The organism is Amycolatopsis antarctica (assembly GCF_002262875.1).
Taxonomy (GTDB): Bacteria; Actinomycetota; Actinomycetes; order Mycobacteriales; family Pseudonocardiaceae; genus Amycolatopsis; species Amycolatopsis antarctica.
The window spans coordinates 1-16877 of sequence record NZ_NKYE01000013.1 but is presented as its reverse complement, the minus strand read 5'-3'; the positions used below and the strand labels follow the sequence as shown (position 1 = coordinate 16877).

The following is a 16877-nucleotide window of genomic DNA, read 5'->3' as shown; positions in this document are numbered from 1 at the left end:
GCGGACCTCGCGCATCGGCCGCGGGTAGCACCTTCTGGTGGAACCGCCGGATGACGGGCATGGCACCATTCCCCCGGTAGCAATGGCGGCCGGGGAGGGGCGGCGTGACGGCAGCGACTGATCGCGGACGGCTGGCCGGGCCGCTGTCGATGTCCGTGGCCAACCTGTGCCAGCGGTTGCAGCCGCAGGTGTCCGAACGGACCGCGGCCGGATTCGCCGAAGTGATGCGCAGGCTCGGCGCCCCCCTGCAGGTCGCGGTCGCCGGCCGCATCAAGTCCGGCAAGTCGACGCTGGTGAACGCCCTGATCGGCCGCCGGGTCGCGCCGACCGACGTCGGCGAGTGCACCCGGCTGGTCACCCGCTTCCAGTACGGCACCGTCGACCGCGTCGAGGTGGTCTTCACCGACGGCCGCAAGCAGGTGCTGCCCTTCGCCGCCGACGGCATGATCCCCGGCGAGCTGGGCGTCGACATCGAGCAGGTCTCGCACATCGAGGCGTACCTGACCAACGCCGTGCTGCAGGGCATGACGGTGATCGACACCCCGGGCCTCGGTTCGCTCGACGCCGCGTCCGTCTCCCGCACCGAGCAGCTCCTCGGCGCCGCGGGCAAACGCGAGAGCGGTACCGACGGCGGCGAACCGGGCGGTGACAACGGCGACGAAAGCGAGGGCGGCGACGACCTCGACGACACCTCGCGCAGCGCCGTCGCCGGCGCCGAGGCCGTGCTCTACGTCGTCACGCAGGGCATTCGGGCCGACGACCAGCAGGCCCTCGCCGCGTTCACCGCGGCCACCGCCAGCCGGGAAGCCGGGCCGGTGAACGCGATCGCCGTGCTGAACAAGGCCGACACGATCGCCCCGGAGTCGGTCGAGGGTTCCGGCGGCGACGTGTGGAAGGCCGCGACGATGCTCGCCGGGAAACAGGCGGCCACGCTGAAACCGAGGGTGGCCGACGTGCTGCCGGTGATCGGGCTGATCGCCGAGTCCGCCGAGTCCGGCGGCTTCACCTCCGCCGACGCCGACGCCCTGCGCACACTCGCCGACCTGGACGAGGACGTCCTGGGCACCATGCTCATCTCGGCCGACATCTTCACCTCGTGGGACTGCGAGGTGCCCGCCGGAATCCGGTTGCGGCTGCTGGAGAAGCTGGACCTGTTCGGCGTGCGCTCCGCGGTCGAGGCGATCCGCGCCGAACCGGAGATCACCGCCGGTTCGCTGCGCAGGAGGCTGCTCGATGCCTCCGGGCTGGCCGGCGTGCGGGCCCGGCTGGACATGGTGTTCGCCGCGCGCGCGGACGGCATCAAGGCCGCCGCCGCGCTCGCCTCCGTCACCGCGCTGGCGCACTCCTCCGGCGACCCGGCCGAACGGCAGCGCGTGCACGACGCGATCGAGGTGCTGCTCGCCAAGCCCGAGGCGCACCAACTGCGGATGCTCGAAGCGTTGACGCTGGTCGCCTCCGGCGCGGTGGACATGCCGGAGGACCTTTCCGAGGAAGTGCTGCGCGTCGGGTCGAACGCCGAGATCCCCGCGCAGCTCGGCCTGCCCGGGGCGTCCAGGGCCGACCTGGCGGCGTTCTCCCTGGAGCGGGCCGGCTGGTGGCGTTCCTTCGCCTCCTTCGGCGCGACCCCGGCGCAGAGCCGCGTGGCGCACGTCGTGCACCGCTCGTACTTCCTGATCTGGCAGCAACTCCGGGATCCGGCGAGGGGATGAAGACGGTGCCCGCTTGGTGGCGCAAGGACAAGGCGGACGGGGACGGCCCTGCCGAACACGACCCTGCCGAGCACGACGACGCCCCCACCGGGCAGATCGCCGCGACGACGCTCGCGAGCATCATCGACGCGGCCGACGCGAACACGGAGAACCGGGACGCGGAAGGGGGAACCGGCGGGCAGGGCGATGCGTCGGAGCCCGATGTGAACCCCGCACACGTGCTCCGTGAGGCCGGCCCGGACAGCCTGCCGCAGGCGCTGGCCGACCGGCAGGCCCTGATCCAGATGTGCCTGTACGCCCTGGATCGCGCCCGCAGCGGCGGCGTCGTCGAACGTCTCGAGGAGGGGCTCGCGGCCATCGGCGTACGCGCCCTTCGTCCGGACGGTGAGCGGTTCGACCCGGCGGTGCACGAGGCGGGCGGGGCGGTTCCGACCGGCGACCCGGCGCTGGAGGGCACCGTCGCCGAGACCGAGGTCGTCGGGTTCGCCGACCACGACAAGCTGCTCCGCGCTCCCGTCGTCACGGTGTACACCCGGCGCTGACCGGCACCCGACCGGCGCTGACCTGCGCGAGGACGACGGGGGCGGCCCGATCGGACCGCCCCCGCGTTCCGGGACTACGCCGCGGCGGGCTGCCAGGCGATGTTGTCGGCGCTGTTCTCGCTGATCCTGACCTTCCCGGTGCCGTCGGCACCGATGGTCCACAGACCCTGGTACCGGGAGAACGCGATCGTGGATCCGTCGGGTGACCAGGCGAAGCTGGTGCTCTGGTCGGCCTCGTTCTGCGACAGGTTCACGAATCCGGTGCCGTCGATCGACACCTTCACCACGTCGTAGACGGTGTTCTGGCCCTCGACCTGCTGGGTGTTCAGGGAGAGCAGCACGCTCTCACCGTCCGGCGAGACCTCGGCGTTGTCGTAGAAGTTCTCGCCGTTCGCGCCCTCGTCCGGCAGCGGCACGCAGCTCTTGGCACTGTCGGCGACCCGGACCTGGCACAGTCGCGACGGTTCGGTGCTGGTTTCGGTGGCCGTGTAGACGACCCCGGACGAGTCGGGCAGCCAGGAGACGCTGCCGACATCGATCCTCGGTTCGTCCACGAGCCAGCTCAGTCCGCTGCCGTCCGGGGCGATCAGGCCGATCTGCCGGGAGCCGGACTCGTCGGCGGCCCGGAAGGCGATCTGCTCACCGTCCGGCGACCAGCGTGCCTTGCTCAGGAAGGACTTTCCGGCCTCGGTGCTGTTCAGCAGTTCGGTCGGCGCGGTGAAGGCGGGGTTGTCCAGCATCAGCTTGGTTTCGTCGCCCGCGTCGTTCTGGCCGCGGTAGAGCGTCCGCGACCCGTCCGGCGAGAAGGCCAGGTAGTCGGAGTAGAGGGACCGGTTCGGGTTCGGGCCGGTCAGACCGGTTCCGTCCGGGTTGATCGTGTAACCCTGGCCGAAGTGGATCGGCCCGTTGGTAGCCGCGCCTGCCGCGGGCGCGGTCAGCACGGCTGCCGTCAGGGCGAGCGCGCCTGCCAGCGCACCGCTGAACACTCTTCGCATGTTCGTTCCTCACAGTGACACCCCGCGCGCCACCGCGGATGGGGCGGCGCGTTCACCGGGGCGGAATCGGTCCCCGGTCCGACGATCGCGATGTCCGGTTCGTTCCGCCGAGTGAACGGTTCCCGCGTGCCCGTGCCGGTATCGTCGGCGACCGTGACGGCCTCCCCCCTCGCTTCGGTCGGCAAGTCGACCCTGCCCGCCCAGGTCCAGCAGGCCCGCGACGCGCTGCTGACCCTGCTGCGCGAGCTCGACCCGCAGGCCGCCAAGTGGGTCGACGACCTGCGCCGCGCCCGGCCGAAGAAGCCGTCCGTCGTGGTCGTCGGCGAGACCAACCGTGGCAAGAGTTCCCTGGTCAACGCCCTGCTCGCCACTCCGGGACTGTCCCCTGTGGACGCACAGGTGGCCACCTCGACGTACCTGGTGTTCGCGCACTCCGAGGAGTGGATCGCACAGGCCTGCTACCCCGGCCAGCTCGCGCCGGTCGGCATCCCGTTGCCGGAGCTGGTGCGCTGGGTCTCGGCCGCGCACGAGTTGCCGGAGGGCCAGATCCCACCCCGCTACGTCGAGGTCGGCGGCCCGGTTCCGCTGCTGGAGCGGGTGTCGGTGGTGGACACGCCGGGCGTCGGCGGACTGGACGCCATGCACGGCGAGCTGGCGATGGAGGCCGCCGCCAATGCCACCGCGCTGCTGTTCGTCGTCGACGCCTCCTCGCCGTTCACCGCGAGCGAGCTGAACTTCCTGCGGAACATGAGCGACCGGGTGGAGACGGTGATGTTCGCGCTGTCGAAGACCGACGCCTTCCGCGGCTGGCGCGAGGTGCTGGAGGCCGATCGGCGGCTGCTCGCCGAGCACGCGCCCCGCTTCGCCGACGCCGTGTTCCACCCGGTGTCGGCGCGGATGTTCGAGATGGCGGGCAAGGCGCCCAGTGAGCAGGCGGCCGTCATGCTGCGGGAGAAGTCCGGCGTGGCCGAGTTGCAGGGCGCGTTGCAGGAGATGGTGGTCGGCCGCTCGGCGATGCTCGGCGAGGCGAACACGCTGCGCGCGCTGTCCAGTGCGCTCGGCGCGCAGCATGCGCGGCTCCAGGCCGAACGCCGGGCGCTCTCGGCGGGCGAGGAGGAGGCCGAGTCGTTGCGCGCGCGGCGCGACCAGCTCGCCGTCGAGCGTCGCTCGTCCACCCGGGGCTGGCAGCTCAAGCTGCGCGGCGAGGTGCAGCGCACCCGGGTCGAGGTCGGCCACGAGAGCAGCAGGCAGATGCGGGACGCGCAGGCGTACTTCCGGCAGCAGATCGACGCCGCGAAACGGGAACAGCTCGCCGAACTGCCGCAGCAGGTGGACCTGACGTTGCAGGCGATCTCGCAGCGGGTGTCCGCCCAGCTCGCCTACCGGCTCAACCAGGTCACCGACGTCGCCCTTTCCGAGCTGTTCTCCGCGGAGGAGCTGGACGTGATCCGGGCGCAGTTCGCGCGGGCCGGCGGGCCGCCGGTCGTACTGCGCCCGCCGGACAAGCGGCCGCCGACGGCGGAGGACAAGCTGCTGGTGTTCATGGGCGTCTCCGGCGGGGTCGGTGCGGGCAAGCTGGCGCTCGCCCCGTTCGCCGGAGCGGCACTGTTCAATCCCGTGGTGCTGCCCGCGACGATCGTCATCGGTCTCGGTGCGGGCTGGTGGATGGCGCGGACCCGCAGGCACGCCGCCGACAAGCAGCACACCAAGCAGTGGCTGGTCGAGGCGATCGCGGACGCCCGTTCGACGCTCGACCAGCTCGTCGCCGAGCAGCTCATCGAGGCGGAGCAGCAGCTCTCGCTGGCCCTGGACGAGGCGCTGGGCCGCCGGATCGAGGCGATCGAGTCGGAGCTGAAGGAAGTCGACAAGACGATCAAGATGGGCGCGCAGGAGCGGTCGAAGAAGCTCACCGTGGTGACGAAGCGGGCCAAGGAGGTCGCCGACGGACGCGATCGGGCGGAGAACTTCCTCGCCCGGATCCGCGCGGTACGCGACCGCTGACGTGGAATTCGCCCCGGTTGTGATGTGGAACCGAAGCGGCCTACCGTGAGTCGGACCTTCAACAGTTCACCTCCGGGAGCAACCGGCGAGGCAAGGGGGAATCCCAGTGTGGGTCGACGAGAGCGGCGGCACGGACACCACTGACACCACCGCGACCGCGGACGAGATGACGGTGACCATCGAGGGCGAGGAGTACGCCCTGGAGACCAGCGTCGACCTCGACGACGACGGGGTCGAGGAGACGGGCGTCGTCGAGACCGAGGACGGCATGCTGGCCTTCTCCGACAGCGACGGTGACGGTGAGGCCGACCTGGTCGCCGAGTTCGACGCGCAGGGCAACGTCGTCACCATGGCCGAGTACGACGAGGCGTCCGGCGAGTGGCGCGAGGTCGAGGAGCCGGGCACCGGCGGGCCGACGAGCACCCCGGACAGCACCGACACCGGTTCCGCCGCCCCGATGACCGCGGACCTGCCGGAGGGCGAGGTGCAGGTCGGGCCCGCGACCGTCGACACCGACAACGACGGCGTGAACGACACCGCCGTCGTCCAGGACGCGGACGGCAACACGATCGGCTTCACCGACGTGAACGGTGACGGCGAGGCCGACACCGCCGTGGTGATCGACGCGCAGGGCAACAGCACCACGCTGGAGCACACCGGTGACGGCGAGTGGACCGAAACGGGTTCCGCCGGCACGCACGGCGTCGCCTCGAACGGCTCCGAAGCCGACGACTCCGCCTGGGGTTCCCCTGGCAGCAGCGTCGAGGGCGTCGCGAAGATCGACTCCGCCACCGGTCAGTGGATCAGCCCCAACTGACACCACCCGCAACCTCTTTCCGAAGCCCGGCACGACTCCACGTGCCGGGCTTCGTCGCGTCCGGGGCCGTTCTTCGCGGCGCCTTCGGACGTGAGCCCCGGCACCGAGGCGTGAATTGGTCCACTCGAACGGCGCACACGAGCACCAACTGAATCGATTCCCTGATCGTTCTTGTGAGAGAAGCGACAGGTACGAGGCCGGTTACCGGTGAGTCGCACGGTTACGCTCGGGAAATCCCAAAAAACCGCACACCGGTTCTTCTCGGCCGGTGTGCGACGCCATTCGGTCGCCGGCAACGGAGCCCGCACCTGGACAAGCGTTGCCGGACGACGGGGTTCGGCTCACTCGCGAGTGTCCGGTTGCGGGCTCGGCGTTCATCGGAGTCACGATTTGTCTGAGTCAGGAGAAGAGATGACTGCAGTAGCCATCCCGGGACTGGACACCCCGCCGACGACGCACAGCCGCGTGCTGTCCTGGGTGCGGGAGGTCGCCGAGCTGACCACCCCGGACCGCGTGGTGTGGGTCGACGGCTCCGACGAGGAAGCTGCGCGGATCAACGCCGAACTGGTCGAGTCGGGCACCTTCGTTCCGCTCAAGGGGAAGAAGAACTCCTTCTGGGCCGCCTCCGACCCTGAGGACGTCGCCAGGGTCGAGGAGCGCACGTTCATCTGTTCCGAGCGTCCCGAGGACGCCGGGCCGACGAACAACTGGATGCACCCGGACGAGATGACCGCCACGATGTCGGAGCTCTACCGGGGCTGCATGCGTGGCCGGACCATGTACGTCATCCCGTTCTGCATGGGCCCGCTCGACGCCGATGACCCCAAGCTGGGCGTGGAGATCACCGACTTCGCCTACGTCGTCGCCTCGATGCGGGTGATGACCCGCGTCGGCACTCCGGCGCTGGCGAAGTTCGTCGACGCCGACGGCACCGAGCGCGAGTTCGTGCCCGCGCTGCACTCGGTGGGCGCGCCGCTGGACGCAGGCCAGGACGATGTCGCGTGGCCGTGCAGCACCACCAAGTACATCACCCACTTCCCGGAGTCGCGGACGATCTGGAGCTACGGCTCCGGCTACGGCGGCAACTCCCTGCTCGGCAAGAAGTGCTACTCGCTGCGCATCGCCTCGGTGATGGCGCGCGACGAGGGCTGGCTGGCCGAGCACATGCTGATCCTCAAGCTGATCTCGCCGGAGGAGAAGTCGTACTACGTCGCCGCGGCGTTCCCCAGCGCCTGCGGCAAGACCAACCTCGCCATGCTGCAGCCGACGATCCCCGGCTGGCGCGTCGAGACCGTCGGTGACGACATCGCGTGGATGCGCTTCGGCGAGGACGGCAGGCTCTACGCGGTCAATCCGGAGTTCGGCTTCTTCGGCGTCGCCCCCGGCACCAGCCACAAGACGAACCCGGTCGCGATGAAGACGATCGACGAGGGCAACTCGGTCTTCACCAACGTCGCACTGACCGACGACGGCGACGTGTGGTGGGAGGGCATGTCCAAGGAGACGCCCGCGCACCTGACCGACTGGAAGGGCCGCGACTGGACGCCCGAGTCGGACGAGCCCGCCGCGCACCCGAACTCCCGGTTCTGCACGCCGATCGCGCAGTGCCCCTCGCTGGCCCCGGAGTGGGACGACCCGAAGGGCGTGCCGATCTCGGCGATCCTGTTCGGTGGCCGTCGCGCGACGACGGTGCCGCTGGTGAACGAGGCGCGCGACTGGGCGCACGGCGTGTTCATGGGCGCGACCATGTCCTCGGAGAAGACCGCCGCCGCCGCGGGCAAGGTCGGCGAGGTCCGCCGCGACCCGATGGCGATGCTGCCGTTCCTCGGCTACAACGCCGCGGACTACTTCCAGCACTGGCTGAACATCGGTGCGAACGCCGACGCCGCGAAGCTGCCCAAGGTGTTCTACGTCAACTGGTTCCGCCGTGGCGACGACAAGCGCTTCCTGTGGCCCGGATTCGGTGAGAACGCCCGCGTGCTGAAGTGGGTCGTGGAGCGCATCGAGGGCACCGCCGGTGCTCAGGAGACGCCGATCGGCATGGTGCCCTCGGCCGCGGACCTCGACATCGAGGGGCTGTCGGAGCCCGCGGAGGACATCGACGCCTCGCTTGCCGTCGACGCCGCCGAGTGGCGCCAGGAGATCCCGCTGATCGACGAGTGGTTCGACAAGATCGGCGACGTCCCGGCCCCGCTGCGGGCCGAGCTGGAGACCCTGCGCTCGCGTCTCGGCTGAGTTCACCCGCGCCTACGTCCGGCCCGGTTCCGCGTTCTTCGCCGGAGCCGGGCCGGACTACGTTCCGGACCACCGGCGTCCGCTTACGCTCGGTTGTGGCGATTCAGGACATATCGCCCCCGTCTAACCCGGACGAGTTGTTCTTGGCCGGTAGCCAAATGCTTATAGTGATCAGGTGTCACATCGACGGGAACGACCGTTTCGCTTCGGCGTCACCATGCTGGCGCCGGAGGACCGGACGGGCTGGGTAGCCAAGTGCCGCCGGGCCGAGGCGCTCGGCTACGACGTCGTGAGCGTCGCCGACCACCTCGGCCTGCCGCCGGTCTTCCCCGCGCTGGTGCTCGCCGCCGAGGCCACCGAGCACGTCCGGGTGGGCACGTACGTGCTGAACACGCCGTTCTACAACCCGGCGGTGCTGGCCCGTGAGGTCGCCGGCGCCGACCAGTTCACCGGCGGACGCCTCGAACTCGGTCTCGGTGCCGGCTACCAGCAGTGGGAGTTCGAGAAGGCCGGCATTCCCTTCGACAGTCCGGGAAAGCGCGTCGATCACCTGGAACGGACCGTCGCCGAACTGCGCGGCTCGTATGCCGACCCGGAGTACGCCCCCGCTCCCGCGCAGCGCGGCGGGCCGCCGCTGCTGCTCGGCGGACGCGGCAACCGGATGCTGCGCCTGGCCGCGCGCGAGGCGTCCGTGGTGGCCTTCAGCGGGGTCGGCGCGGGCACGGACAACGCCCCGCCGATCCGGCTGGCGGACGCCGCCGAGCTCGCCGAACGGGTCGAATACGTCAACGGCCTGCTCGGTGACCGCGCCGCCGAGGTGGAGCTGAACGTGATCGTGCAGCGGGTGCGCAACACCGGCGACCGGCGGGCGGCGGCGGAGGAACTGGCGGCCGACGAGCGCGTTCCGCTGGACGCGGACGCCCTGCTGGAGGTTCCGACGGTGCTGTTCGGCACGCCCGCGCAGCAGGCCGAGCAGTTGCGGGCCGCACGGGAGCAGTACGGCTTCAGCTACATCACCGTGCTGGAGTCCTCGCTGGACGAGTTCGCTCCGGTGATCGAACTCCTGCACCCCTGATGCGTTTCCGGCGGACCGCGTGGTCACGCCGAATTACCGGCCGCCACGTGGACGGCGTTCGCGTGCCACGGTGCTCGTCCGCACGGAGATTCAGCAGAACATGTCTGGCAATAGGGTTGCAGTTCGACCGGCATCGTGGCAACCCAGGAAATAAGCGTCCCCCGACAGGGGGCTGGACAGGCGGCGAAACCACGGTCCACAATCACGATTGACGATGCTTGCAAGGTTACCAAGGGGGAATCGTGCGTCGAATTCTACTTGCGCCTGTATTGATGTTTTTTGCAATATCAATGATTCTTGCTAATTCGGGTTCCGCGCTCGCTTAAACAAGTGCCAAAAACGCTCCACCTGGGGCATACAAAATTCATGATGACTCATCCATGATTTCATCAGTTCTCAACTATGGCAAGGTCGTGAATCAGAGCGGAGAGAGCTTCACCGTAGAGGACTACTACGGCGGAGGCCAGAAATATCACGTAATCCTGGATCTACGCTGGCTTGACGACGATGCACAGATGGGGGTTATCAACGCCTATCCACTCGGGGCCCCACCTCTGAGCTTGCCGAAGTTATTCCGCGATATGATTAGGAACACCTCACTGTGACTTATCCGGAATGGGCCGGAATAATGCCGATCGAATACCTGAACAGAGTGGTGGTCCGACTCAGAAATCAACATGGAGAGGTTGACCGAACTTTTTACGACGCCAGCCCGAGGGTGCTGGTATCAGACATAGTTCTGGACCGCCGAGAAGACCTGCACGAGAGTACTGTCTGCATACTGTTCGAGCTGCCCGACTTGTATCCGAACTACAAGTTCGGCTTCCGATTTCCGGCAAAGAACACCGAGGAGCCGCCGATGCGGAAGTATTCCACGGAACAGAACGGTCCCCCAGAATTCTGGGCGGATATCGTTTGGCAGAGTTTCGAGGAGCGCCTTGTCGCCGCGGATTCACCTGAGATCCCGCGACCTGACAGGAGCGGGACGACCTGGATCTAGCTTCAGCTACATCACCGTGCTGGAGTCCTCGCTGGACGAGTTCGCCCGGTGATCGAACTCCTGCACCCCTGACACGTTCCCGGCGGTAGCGTGCCCGCATGACGGAACGGGCGTTTCGCTTCGGTGTCAACATGGTCGCGTCCGCGGCGCGGGACGAGTGGGTCGCCAAGTGCCGGCTCGCGGAGTCGATGGGCTATGACGTTGTCACCGTCGCGGATCATCTCGGCATGCCGCCTCCGTTTCCGGCGATGGTGCTCGCCGCGGAGGCCACCGAGCACGTCCGGGTGGGCACCTTCGTGCTGAACGCGGCCTTCTACAACCCGACGCTGCTCGCCCGCGAGATCACCGGGACCGACCAGTTCACCGGCGGGCGGACGGAGATCGGGCTCGGCGCGGGCTACGTACGGGAGGAGTTCGAGACGGCGGGCATCCCGTGGCCGGGCGCGGGTGAGCGGGTCGATCACCTCGAACGCACGGTCGCCCGGCTGCGCGAGCTTTTCGCCGACGAGTCGCACCAGCCGCGTCCGGTCCGGCCGGAGGGTCCGCCGCTGCTGCTCGGCGGACGCGGCGACCGGATGCTGCGCCTGGCCGCCCGTACCGCGGACGTCGTCGGCTTCACCGGCGTCGCACCCGGCCCGGACGGCGCGCCGCTGCGCCTCGCCGACGCCGGTTCGGTGGCCGAGCGGGTGGATTTCGCCCGTACAGCCCTCGCCGGGCGGGACGCGGAGCTGAACGTGCTGGTGCAGCGGGTGGTGCCGACCGCCGACCGGACGGCCGAGGCCGCGGGGCTGGCGGCCCAGCTCGGTGACCTGACCGCCAAGCAGGTACTCGACCTGCCGACGCTGTTGATCGGCACGCCCGAGCAGATCGCCGGGCAGGTGCGGGCGAATCGGGAGCGGTTCGGTTTCAGCTACGTCACCGTGCTGGAGGACAGCATGGCCGCCTTCGCCCCGGTGATCGAGCTGTTGCGCTGACGCTCGCGGCGCGGTCAGCCGGTGAGCTGGTCGAGGTAGGCGAGGTCGAGATCGTGCCCGAAGCCGAAGACGAACAGCGCGTCCTCGGCCGAGGTGAAGTGGCCGCTGGTGGTGCCGCTGGTGGCGCAGGCGAAGGCGCGGGTGGTGCCCCGCTCGTCGCGGTATTCGATTCCCCAGGCGTGCACCTTGGCGGGCAACTCCTCCTCGTCGAACTCGTAGAGCAGGAACGGTCGTGGTCGCGCCTGCGCGGCCAGGTCCGTCGTACGTGCTCGTGTGGCGTTGGCAAAACTCCCCGACTTCATGAGCAGCACGCTACGCCTAACATGTTAGATGTATGAATACACCGAAAGTGTGATGGTGTGCGGGCAGTCGATACGGCAGGCTGTTTCGCCTGGGAGGTGGGCGCATGGTGCGCAATGATCCGGCGGCGGCGCGCTGGCTGGTGGGCGTGGAGTTACGGCACTACCGCAATCGCGCGCACAAGACGGCCAAGGCCGCGGCCGAGGTGATCGGCAGCAACCACAGCAAGATCATCCACATGGAGACCGGCCGGTACGGCCAGAAGCCCGGCGAGGTCACCGACCTGCTCGGCTTCTACGGCGCACCCGACTCGGAGCTCGCGCGGGTGGCCGCGCTGGCCGAGTACGAGGACGGTCCGCCCTGGTGGGAACCGTGGAACAAGGTCGTCTCGGACAGTTTCGCCACCTTCATTGGTCTGGAGGGCATGGCGGAACGAGTGCTGACCTACGAGCCGTTGCTGATGTCGGCGCTGTTCCAGACCGAGTCCTATGCGATGGCGGTGACCGGGGTGAGCCACCGGGTGCCGCTGGATCAACAGGACCTGGTGGTGGAACTGCGGATGGAACGGCAGCGGCGACTGCGGGAGGTCGAGCCGTTGAAGGTGCACGCGGTGATCGAGGAATCGGTGCTGCGCCGGATCGCCGGGGACGAACGAGTGATGCGCGGCCAGCTCGAACACCTGCTGGAACTGGCCGAGTTGCCCAGCATCACCTGGCAGATTCTGCCGACGCGGCACGGCATTCGGGCGACAACCTTCGGCAAGTTCGATCTGCTCGGCCTGCCCAGCGGCCGGGAGATCGTCTATGTGGAATCGCTCTACGGCGCGGACTACGTGCACGAGAAGACCGAGGTACGCGGGTATACGCTGCTGCTCGACAGCGTGCGCGGCGAGGTCCTGGACGAGGACGAGTCCGTGGCGCTGGTCAAGCAGGTGATCACCGAGACGAGATAGCCGGAGGCCCCACCGTGACGACCGCCGACCCGCTCCCGTTCGCCTGGCGGAAGTCCAGCTACAGCGGCAACCAGTCGCAATGCGTGGAGATCGGCTTCGCCTGGCGCAAGTCCAGCCACAGCGGCAACGAGACCAACTGCGTGGAGGTCGGCTTCGCCGCCGAGCCGGTGGTCGGTATCCGCGACACCAAGGACCGCGACGGCGGCGCACTCGTCTTCTCCCGCAAGGCTTTCACCGCGCTGCTGCACACCGCCCGCTGACCCTGCCCGCGTACGGCAGGCGGGTGGTCCTGCCCGCCGAAGGTCTCCGCGCGGCGTGCCGGCGTTCTAACCTGACAGCGCCAGCTCGCCGCGACCCCCGGAGGCCCCACCGTGACGACCGCCGACCCGTTCCCCTTCGCCTGGCGGAAGTCCAGCTACAGCGGCAACAGCAGCAACTGCGTCGAGGTCGGCTTCGGCGCCGAACCGGTGGTCGGCATCCGCGACACCAAGGACCGCGACGGCGGCGCGCTCGTCTTCTCCCGCAAGGCTTTCACCGCACTACTGGCCACCACGCGGGGCTGACCGCCGCGCACCGGACGACCCCGGCCGCCGTTTCTCGGTACCCTCGGCGCGGTGATCACCGCGAGGGGGCTCGGCGTGCGTGCCGGGCGGCACTGGCTGTTCCGCGAACTCGACCTGGAGGTTCCGCCGGGATCGTGCCTGGTCGTCACCGGGCCGAACGGCACCGGGAAGTCGACGATCCTGCGCTGCCTGTACGGGATGCAGGAGCCCGCCGAGGGAATGGTGACCGTCGGCGGCAGGCAGCCGGACGAACGGGACCGCGACTTCCGGCGCACGGTCTCGGCCCTGCTCGACGACTCCGACTTCTTCGCCCAGTTCACCCCCGCCCAGCACGTCGAACTGCTGGCCGCCTCGTTCGGCCACCGGATACCGGACATCGACGCGGTGCTCGACGACGCGGGCCTCGGGGCGCGGTCCGAGGTCTCCGCCGGAGGGCTGTCCGCGGGGCAACGACGCAGACTGCTGCTGGTCGGGGCCACCTCGCGGCCCTTCGACGTGCTGCTGCTGGACGAGCCCGAACGCGCACTGGACGTCGCGGGCAAGGAGTGGATCACCTCCGTCGTCGCGCGGGCCACCGGCGCCGGGGCCGCCGTCGTACTGGCCACGCACCATCCGCCGCTGCTCGACGTCGCCGACGCCGTGCTGGAACTCGCCGAACTGCCCGAGGACGCCGAACTTCCCGAGCACGAGGAGCAGGGCGCGTGAGCGTGGTGGACGCGCCGGTACGCACGGTCCGGCTGCCCGGCAGGCCGCGCTTCCTCGGGATCTTCTCCGGCGACTCGGCCACCTTCGTCGCCCTGTTCACCGGCGGCCTGCTGATCTCCGCCTTCTTCCGGCTGGACGCCTGGCGTTCCGCGCTGCTCGGTGACGCGCCGGGCGACCCGAGGCTGGTCGTCCCGGTGCTGCTGCTGGGTTGCGCGCTGGCCTGGCGTTCGCTGCTGCGCCGCGCCTACGTCTGGGCCGATCCCGCCGAGCTGACCTGGTTCGACTTCGGCGGTGCCGACCGGGTGCGGGTGATCGGCGGGCGGCTCTGGTCGCTGTGGACGGGCTGGGTCGCCGGGGTCGGCTACCTGGGCGCGCTGGTGGCCGCCGTGTATCGCGCACCGGCCGAGCTGTGGGTGAGCGGCGGGGTGTTGCTGGCCGGCTGCGCGACGCTGATGCTCGCCACCGCGCGCCTGCCCCGGACACCGCTCGACACGGCGGGACCGTTCGTGCTGGCCGCGTTCGCGGTGCTGTCGGGACTGATCGCGCCACCGTCCGGCGTCTTCCTCGCGGCCGGCGCGCTGCTCGGTGGCTACGGGCTGGCGCTGCTGGTGCGATCGGGTTCGCCGTGGCGTCCGGTGGTCGCCCGGCTGGCCCGCCGGGAGGGCCTCGTCGGCGGCTGGCGGCAGCGGGTCGTGCGGACCGTGGCGATGGCCTTCGATCCGCTGATGATGCTGCCCGAGTCCGGGGCGGTCGGCGTCGTCCCGATCGGCTCCCCAACGCGCGCCCGGTTCGCCTGGCTCGGCGTGCGCGGCCGGAGCCGGTACCTGGCGACCGGGGCGCTACTGGCCGTCGCGGTCGCGCTCGTGCACGCCGCGCTGCCCGCCCTCCCGGCCGTGGTGCTGCTCGCCTGCGGCGGTTACCTGGCGCTGGCACCGTGCGCGGCGGGGCTCGGCGAGGTGTGGCGCTCGCCGGGGCTGCGCCGCTGGCTCGGCTGGTCGGATCTGGAACTGCGGCTCTGGCACGGTGCGGTGTACGCCGCGCTCGCGGGTGTCTGGCTGGCGATCGTGCTGGCCGTGTCGCTGCTGCTCGGTGCCTCGCTGCCCGTCGTCGGCGTGGCGGTGGTCCCGCTGGTGACGGCGGCAGTGCTGCGCACGGTCACCCGCCCGCCGATCACATACCACGACATGTACGCCGTGCAGACCGGTTTCGGCGCGGTCCCCGGGCGGCTGGTCAAGCAGGCGGTGCGCGGGCCGGACGCCGGGGTGGCCGGACTGGTCGCGGTGACCTCACTGCCACTGGGCCTGCCCACCGTCCTGGTGGTCGCCGCCGTCACCGCCTTCTGCCTGCTGCGCTGAGTCCGCCTGGCAGGAGAACTAACCGGACTTCTGTTCCGGTACCGGGAAATCGTGACCGTGCCGAAGTTGCCGGACCTCATGGACGAATCGCGGCGCGGTTCGTTCGAACCGGGCGAGCCAGTCCTCGACGGTCTCCGCCGGGTTCTGTTTCGCGGCCACCAGATCGCCCATGCATCGCAGGGTGGTATCGGGGTACAGGTCGAGTTGATCGAGCAGGAAACCGTCCGGGGAAACGGCGTCGATGTCGTAGGGCGACAACGCGGCCGCCGGGAAGTCCCGCAGATTCGTCGTCACGATGATCGCGGCATCACCCCGGACGGCGGCGGCGAGCACGTGCCGATCCTTGGGGTCGTTGGTCATCGTGCCGATCAGGTCCTCGTGACCAGTCACCTCGGCATCGGGGAACACGGCAGCCATGACCGACACCCGGTGCCGCGCACGTGCGGCGTCGACACGGAGCTTGGGCAGATTGCGTTCGACCTCGTCCAGCACCTCCGCCGACCACAACGGACGATACGTACCGGCCTCAGCCAGTCGCAGCAGCAGATCGGCCAGCGAGATCGGCACGAGCACACAGGCATCGAGCAATACGGGAAACGCCACGGGCTATCGAGTCTGGAGGTCTTCGATCACTATCTCGTCGGACCCGTCCTGGTGCGCGAGCCGGGTCATCTCGTTCAGCGCACGACGCCGGTCGGCCCGCATCCGGTCCAGATAGTCGACCACGTCAGCCAGCCGTACACGACGGTGCCGACCACGTAGTTCGTACGGAATCTCGTCATCGGTCAGCAGCCGGACCAGCGTAGGACGGGAGATGCCCAGTAGATCCGCCGCTTCCTGGGTGGTCAGCAGCGCGTCGTGCGGAGCGACGGTGACGCCCTTGCCCTGCGCGAGCGCCTCGGCCACCTCCCGGATCAGCCGGTAAAGCTCCGCGGGCAGCTCGACCTCCGCACCATCCGGACCGATCAGTTTGGCGTGGCCGGTCTGCCCGGTGGACGCGAGCAGGTCTGCCAGAGCCGCGACCTGGGCGTTGTCACCCACTTCGCTGGGCGGCAGCACAGTGTGCCGCAGCGTGGTGGTCATGGTGTGTCCCCTTTCCGTCGAAGCCTCATCAGCTTAAACGAAAAAACCGAAAGCGACCACCACGCTGCCGTCCGCGCCTCAGAGGGTGTGGTGAAACCCGGCTCTGTTGGTGGGTGCGGGTGTGGTAGTTGATCTTTGTTGGGTGGTTTGTGGTCATCTTTGTGGGTGTGTCGGTGTAGCTGTGTGCCTGTGTATGCCTCGTCGTTGACTGATGTGCAGTGGTTGGTGATCGAGCCGTTGTTGCCGGTGGTGCATCGGCGATTGGGTGGTCGACCGAGGGTGCATGATCGGCGGCTGGTGGTGGACACCATTTTGTATGTGCTGGTCAGTGGGTGTGCGTGGCGGATGGTGCCGCGTGATTTGGTTCCGTGGAGTGTGGCGTACCGGTGGTTTCGTGAGTGGACGTTGGATGGTTCGTGGCGGCGGGTGCACGACACCTTGCGTGATCGGGTTCGGGCGGTGGACGGGCGTGACCCGCAGCCCTCGGCTGCGGTGCTGGATTCCCAGTCGGTGAGGAGTTGCGAGGGTGGCGAGGCAATCGGTTACGACGCGGGGAAGCGGGTGCGGGGTC

18 protein-coding genes are annotated in these 16877 nt (G+C 69.3%); 14 read left to right on the top strand and 4 right to left on the bottom strand.

Annotated elements, in window-relative coordinates; translation table 11 throughout:
* Positions 1 to 149: 149 nt before the first annotated feature.
* Together CFN78_RS19640 and CFN78_RS19635 are read left to right on the top strand one after the other, a co-directional pair.
* Entirely contained in the window at positions 150 to 1709 is a 1560-nt protein-coding gene (locus tag CFN78_RS19640; protein WP_094864325.1) for a dynamin family protein, read from the top strand.
* A complete protein-coding gene (locus CFN78_RS19635; protein ID WP_094864324.1) occupies positions 1706 to 2251 on the top strand; it encodes a nucleotide exchange factor GrpE in 546 nt (181 codons plus the stop codon). Before CFN78_RS19640 ends, CFN78_RS19635 begins: the two co-directional genes overlap by 4 nt.
* A gap of 74 nt (positions 2252 to 2325) precedes the next feature.
* On the opposite strand, the gene CFN78_RS19630 is transcribed toward CFN78_RS19635, so the two are convergent.
* Positions 2326 to 3246: a TolB family protein gene (locus CFN78_RS19630; RefSeq protein ID WP_094864323.1), complete on the bottom strand. Its 921-nt coding sequence runs from the start codon at positions 3244 to 3246 to the stop codon at positions 2326 to 2328.
* Positions 3247 to 3399: 153 nt separating this feature from the next.
* On the opposite strand from CFN78_RS19630, the gene CFN78_RS19625 reads away from it, so the two are divergent.
* The 6 genes from CFN78_RS19625 to CFN78_RS19600 all read left to right on the top strand — a co-directional run bounded on the left by CFN78_RS19625 (position 3400) and on the right by CFN78_RS19600 (position 11348).
* The gene (locus CFN78_RS19625; protein ID WP_240519562.1) at positions 3400 to 5247 is read left to right on the top strand and encodes a dynamin family protein; all 1848 of its coding nucleotides are present in this window, start codon (positions 3400 to 3402) and stop codon (positions 5245 to 5247) included.
* 106 nt (positions 5248 to 5353) lie between these two features.
* Complete coding sequence (locus CFN78_RS19620) at positions 5354 to 6064, top strand: hypothetical protein (protein ID WP_094864321.1); 711 nt, start codon at positions 5354 to 5356, stop codon at positions 6062 to 6064.
* Between the two features lie 411 nt (positions 6065 to 6475).
* Positions 6476 to 8299: a phosphoenolpyruvate carboxykinase (GTP) gene (locus CFN78_RS19615; RefSeq protein WP_094864320.1), complete on the top strand. Its 1824-nt coding sequence runs from the start codon at positions 6476 to 6478 to the stop codon at positions 8297 to 8299.
* Between the two features lie 175 nt (positions 8300 to 8474).
* Positions 8475 to 9374, top strand: a complete 900-nt coding sequence (locus tag CFN78_RS19610) for a TIGR03621 family F420-dependent LLM class oxidoreductase (protein ID WP_094864319.1) — start codon at positions 8475 to 8477, stop codon at positions 9372 to 9374.
* A 601-nt stretch (positions 9375 to 9975) separates the two neighbouring features.
* Positions 9976 to 10374 (top strand): hypothetical protein, encoded by a 399-nt coding sequence (locus tag CFN78_RS19605; protein ID WP_133116392.1) that lies wholly within the window; start codon positions 9976 to 9978, stop codon positions 10372 to 10374.
* A gap of 98 nt (positions 10375 to 10472) precedes the next feature.
* The gene (locus tag CFN78_RS19600; protein ID WP_094864317.1) at positions 10473 to 11348 is read left to right on the top strand and encodes an LLM class F420-dependent oxidoreductase; all 876 of its coding nucleotides are present in this window, start codon (positions 10473 to 10475) and stop codon (positions 11346 to 11348) included.
* Between the two features lie 14 nt (positions 11349 to 11362).
* Here CFN78_RS19600 and CFN78_RS19595 read toward each other — a convergent pair whose 3' ends face one another.
* Positions 11363 to 11650, bottom strand: coding sequence for a hypothetical protein (locus CFN78_RS19595; RefSeq protein ID WP_133116391.1), 288 nt, complete (start codon positions 11648 to 11650; stop codon positions 11363 to 11365).
* 104 nt (positions 11651 to 11754) lie between these two features.
* Here CFN78_RS19595 and CFN78_RS19590 point away from each other — a divergent pair, with 104 nt between their 5' ends.
* The 5 genes from CFN78_RS19590 (at position 11755) to CFN78_RS19570 (ending at position 15223) form a co-directional block, all read left to right on the top strand.
* On the top strand, positions 11755 to 12600 hold the full coding sequence (locus CFN78_RS19590; protein WP_094864315.1) for a helix-turn-helix domain-containing protein: 846 nt from the start codon (positions 11755 to 11757) through the stop codon (positions 12598 to 12600).
* 14 nt (positions 12601 to 12614) lie between these two features.
* On the top strand, positions 12615 to 12860 hold the full coding sequence (locus tag CFN78_RS19585; RefSeq protein WP_094864314.1) for a DUF397 domain-containing protein: 246 nt from the start codon (positions 12615 to 12617) through the stop codon (positions 12858 to 12860).
* A 111-nt stretch (positions 12861 to 12971) separates the two neighbouring features.
* The gene (locus tag CFN78_RS19580) at positions 12972 to 13163 is read left to right on the top strand and encodes a DUF397 domain-containing protein (RefSeq protein WP_094864313.1); all 192 of its coding nucleotides are present in this window, start codon (positions 12972 to 12974) and stop codon (positions 13161 to 13163) included.
* A 51-nt stretch (positions 13164 to 13214) separates the two neighbouring features.
* On the top strand, positions 13215 to 13868 hold the full coding sequence (locus tag CFN78_RS19575) for an ABC transporter ATP-binding protein (protein WP_094864312.1): 654 nt from the start codon (positions 13215 to 13217) through the stop codon (positions 13866 to 13868).
* Positions 13865 to 15223 carry a DUF6297 family protein gene (locus CFN78_RS19570; protein ID WP_094864311.1) on the top strand — a complete coding sequence of 453 codons (1359 nt, stop codon included), beginning with the start codon at positions 13865 to 13867 and terminating at the stop codon, positions 15221 to 15223. Before CFN78_RS19575 ends, CFN78_RS19570 begins: the two co-directional genes overlap by 4 nt.
* A gap of 18 nt (positions 15224 to 15241) precedes the next feature.
* Here CFN78_RS19570 and CFN78_RS19565 read toward each other — a convergent pair whose 3' ends face one another.
* Positions 15242 to 15826 carry a PIN domain-containing protein gene (locus CFN78_RS19565; protein ID WP_094864310.1) on the bottom strand — a complete coding sequence of 195 codons (585 nt, stop codon included), beginning with the start codon at positions 15824 to 15826 and terminating at the stop codon, positions 15242 to 15244.
* 3 nt (positions 15827 to 15829) lie between these two features.
* Positions 15830 to 16306 (bottom strand): helix-turn-helix domain-containing protein, encoded by a 477-nt coding sequence (locus tag CFN78_RS19560; protein ID WP_094864309.1) that lies wholly within the window; start codon positions 16304 to 16306, stop codon positions 15830 to 15832.
* Positions 16307 to 16471: 165 nt separating this feature from the next.
* On the opposite strand from CFN78_RS19560, the gene CFN78_RS19555 reads away from it, so the two are divergent.
* Positions 16472 to 16877, top strand: a 406-nt coding sequence (locus tag CFN78_RS19555; RefSeq protein ID WP_205660591.1) for a transposase, incomplete at its 3' end; no start/stop codon positions are given.

What these genes read in the sequence shown, in the direction of transcription:
- CFN78_RS19635 (WP_094864324.1), top strand. Translation starts at nt 1,706, where the DNA reads ATGAAGACGGTGCCCGCTTGGTGGCGCAAGGACAAGGCGGACGGGGAC.
- CFN78_RS19640 (WP_094864325.1), top strand. Translation starts at nt 150, where the DNA reads ATGTCCGTGGCCAACCTGTGCCAGCGGTTGCAGCCGCAGGTGTCCGAA.
- CFN78_RS19615 (WP_094864320.1), top strand. Translation starts at nt 6,476, where the DNA reads ATGACTGCAGTAGCCATCCCGGGACTGGACACCCCGCCGACGACGCAC.
- CFN78_RS19600 (WP_094864317.1), top strand. Translation starts at nt 10,473, where the DNA reads ATGACGGAACGGGCGTTTCGCTTCGGTGTCAACATGGTCGCGTCCGCG.
- CFN78_RS19590 (WP_094864315.1), top strand. Translation starts at nt 11,755, where the DNA reads ATGGTGCGCAATGATCCGGCGGCGGCGCGCTGGCTGGTGGGCGTGGAG.
- CFN78_RS19595 (WP_133116391.1), bottom strand. Translation starts at nt 11,650, where the DNA reads ATGAAGTCGGGGAGTTTTGCCAACGCCACACGAGCACGTACGACGGAC.
- CFN78_RS19630 (WP_094864323.1), bottom strand. Translation starts at nt 3,246, where the DNA reads ATGCGAAGAGTGTTCAGCGGTGCGCTGGCAGGCGCGCTCGCCCTGACG.
- CFN78_RS19560 (WP_094864309.1), bottom strand. Translation starts at nt 16,306, where the DNA reads ATGACCACCACGCTGCGGCACACTGTGCTGCCGCCCAGCGAAGTGGGT.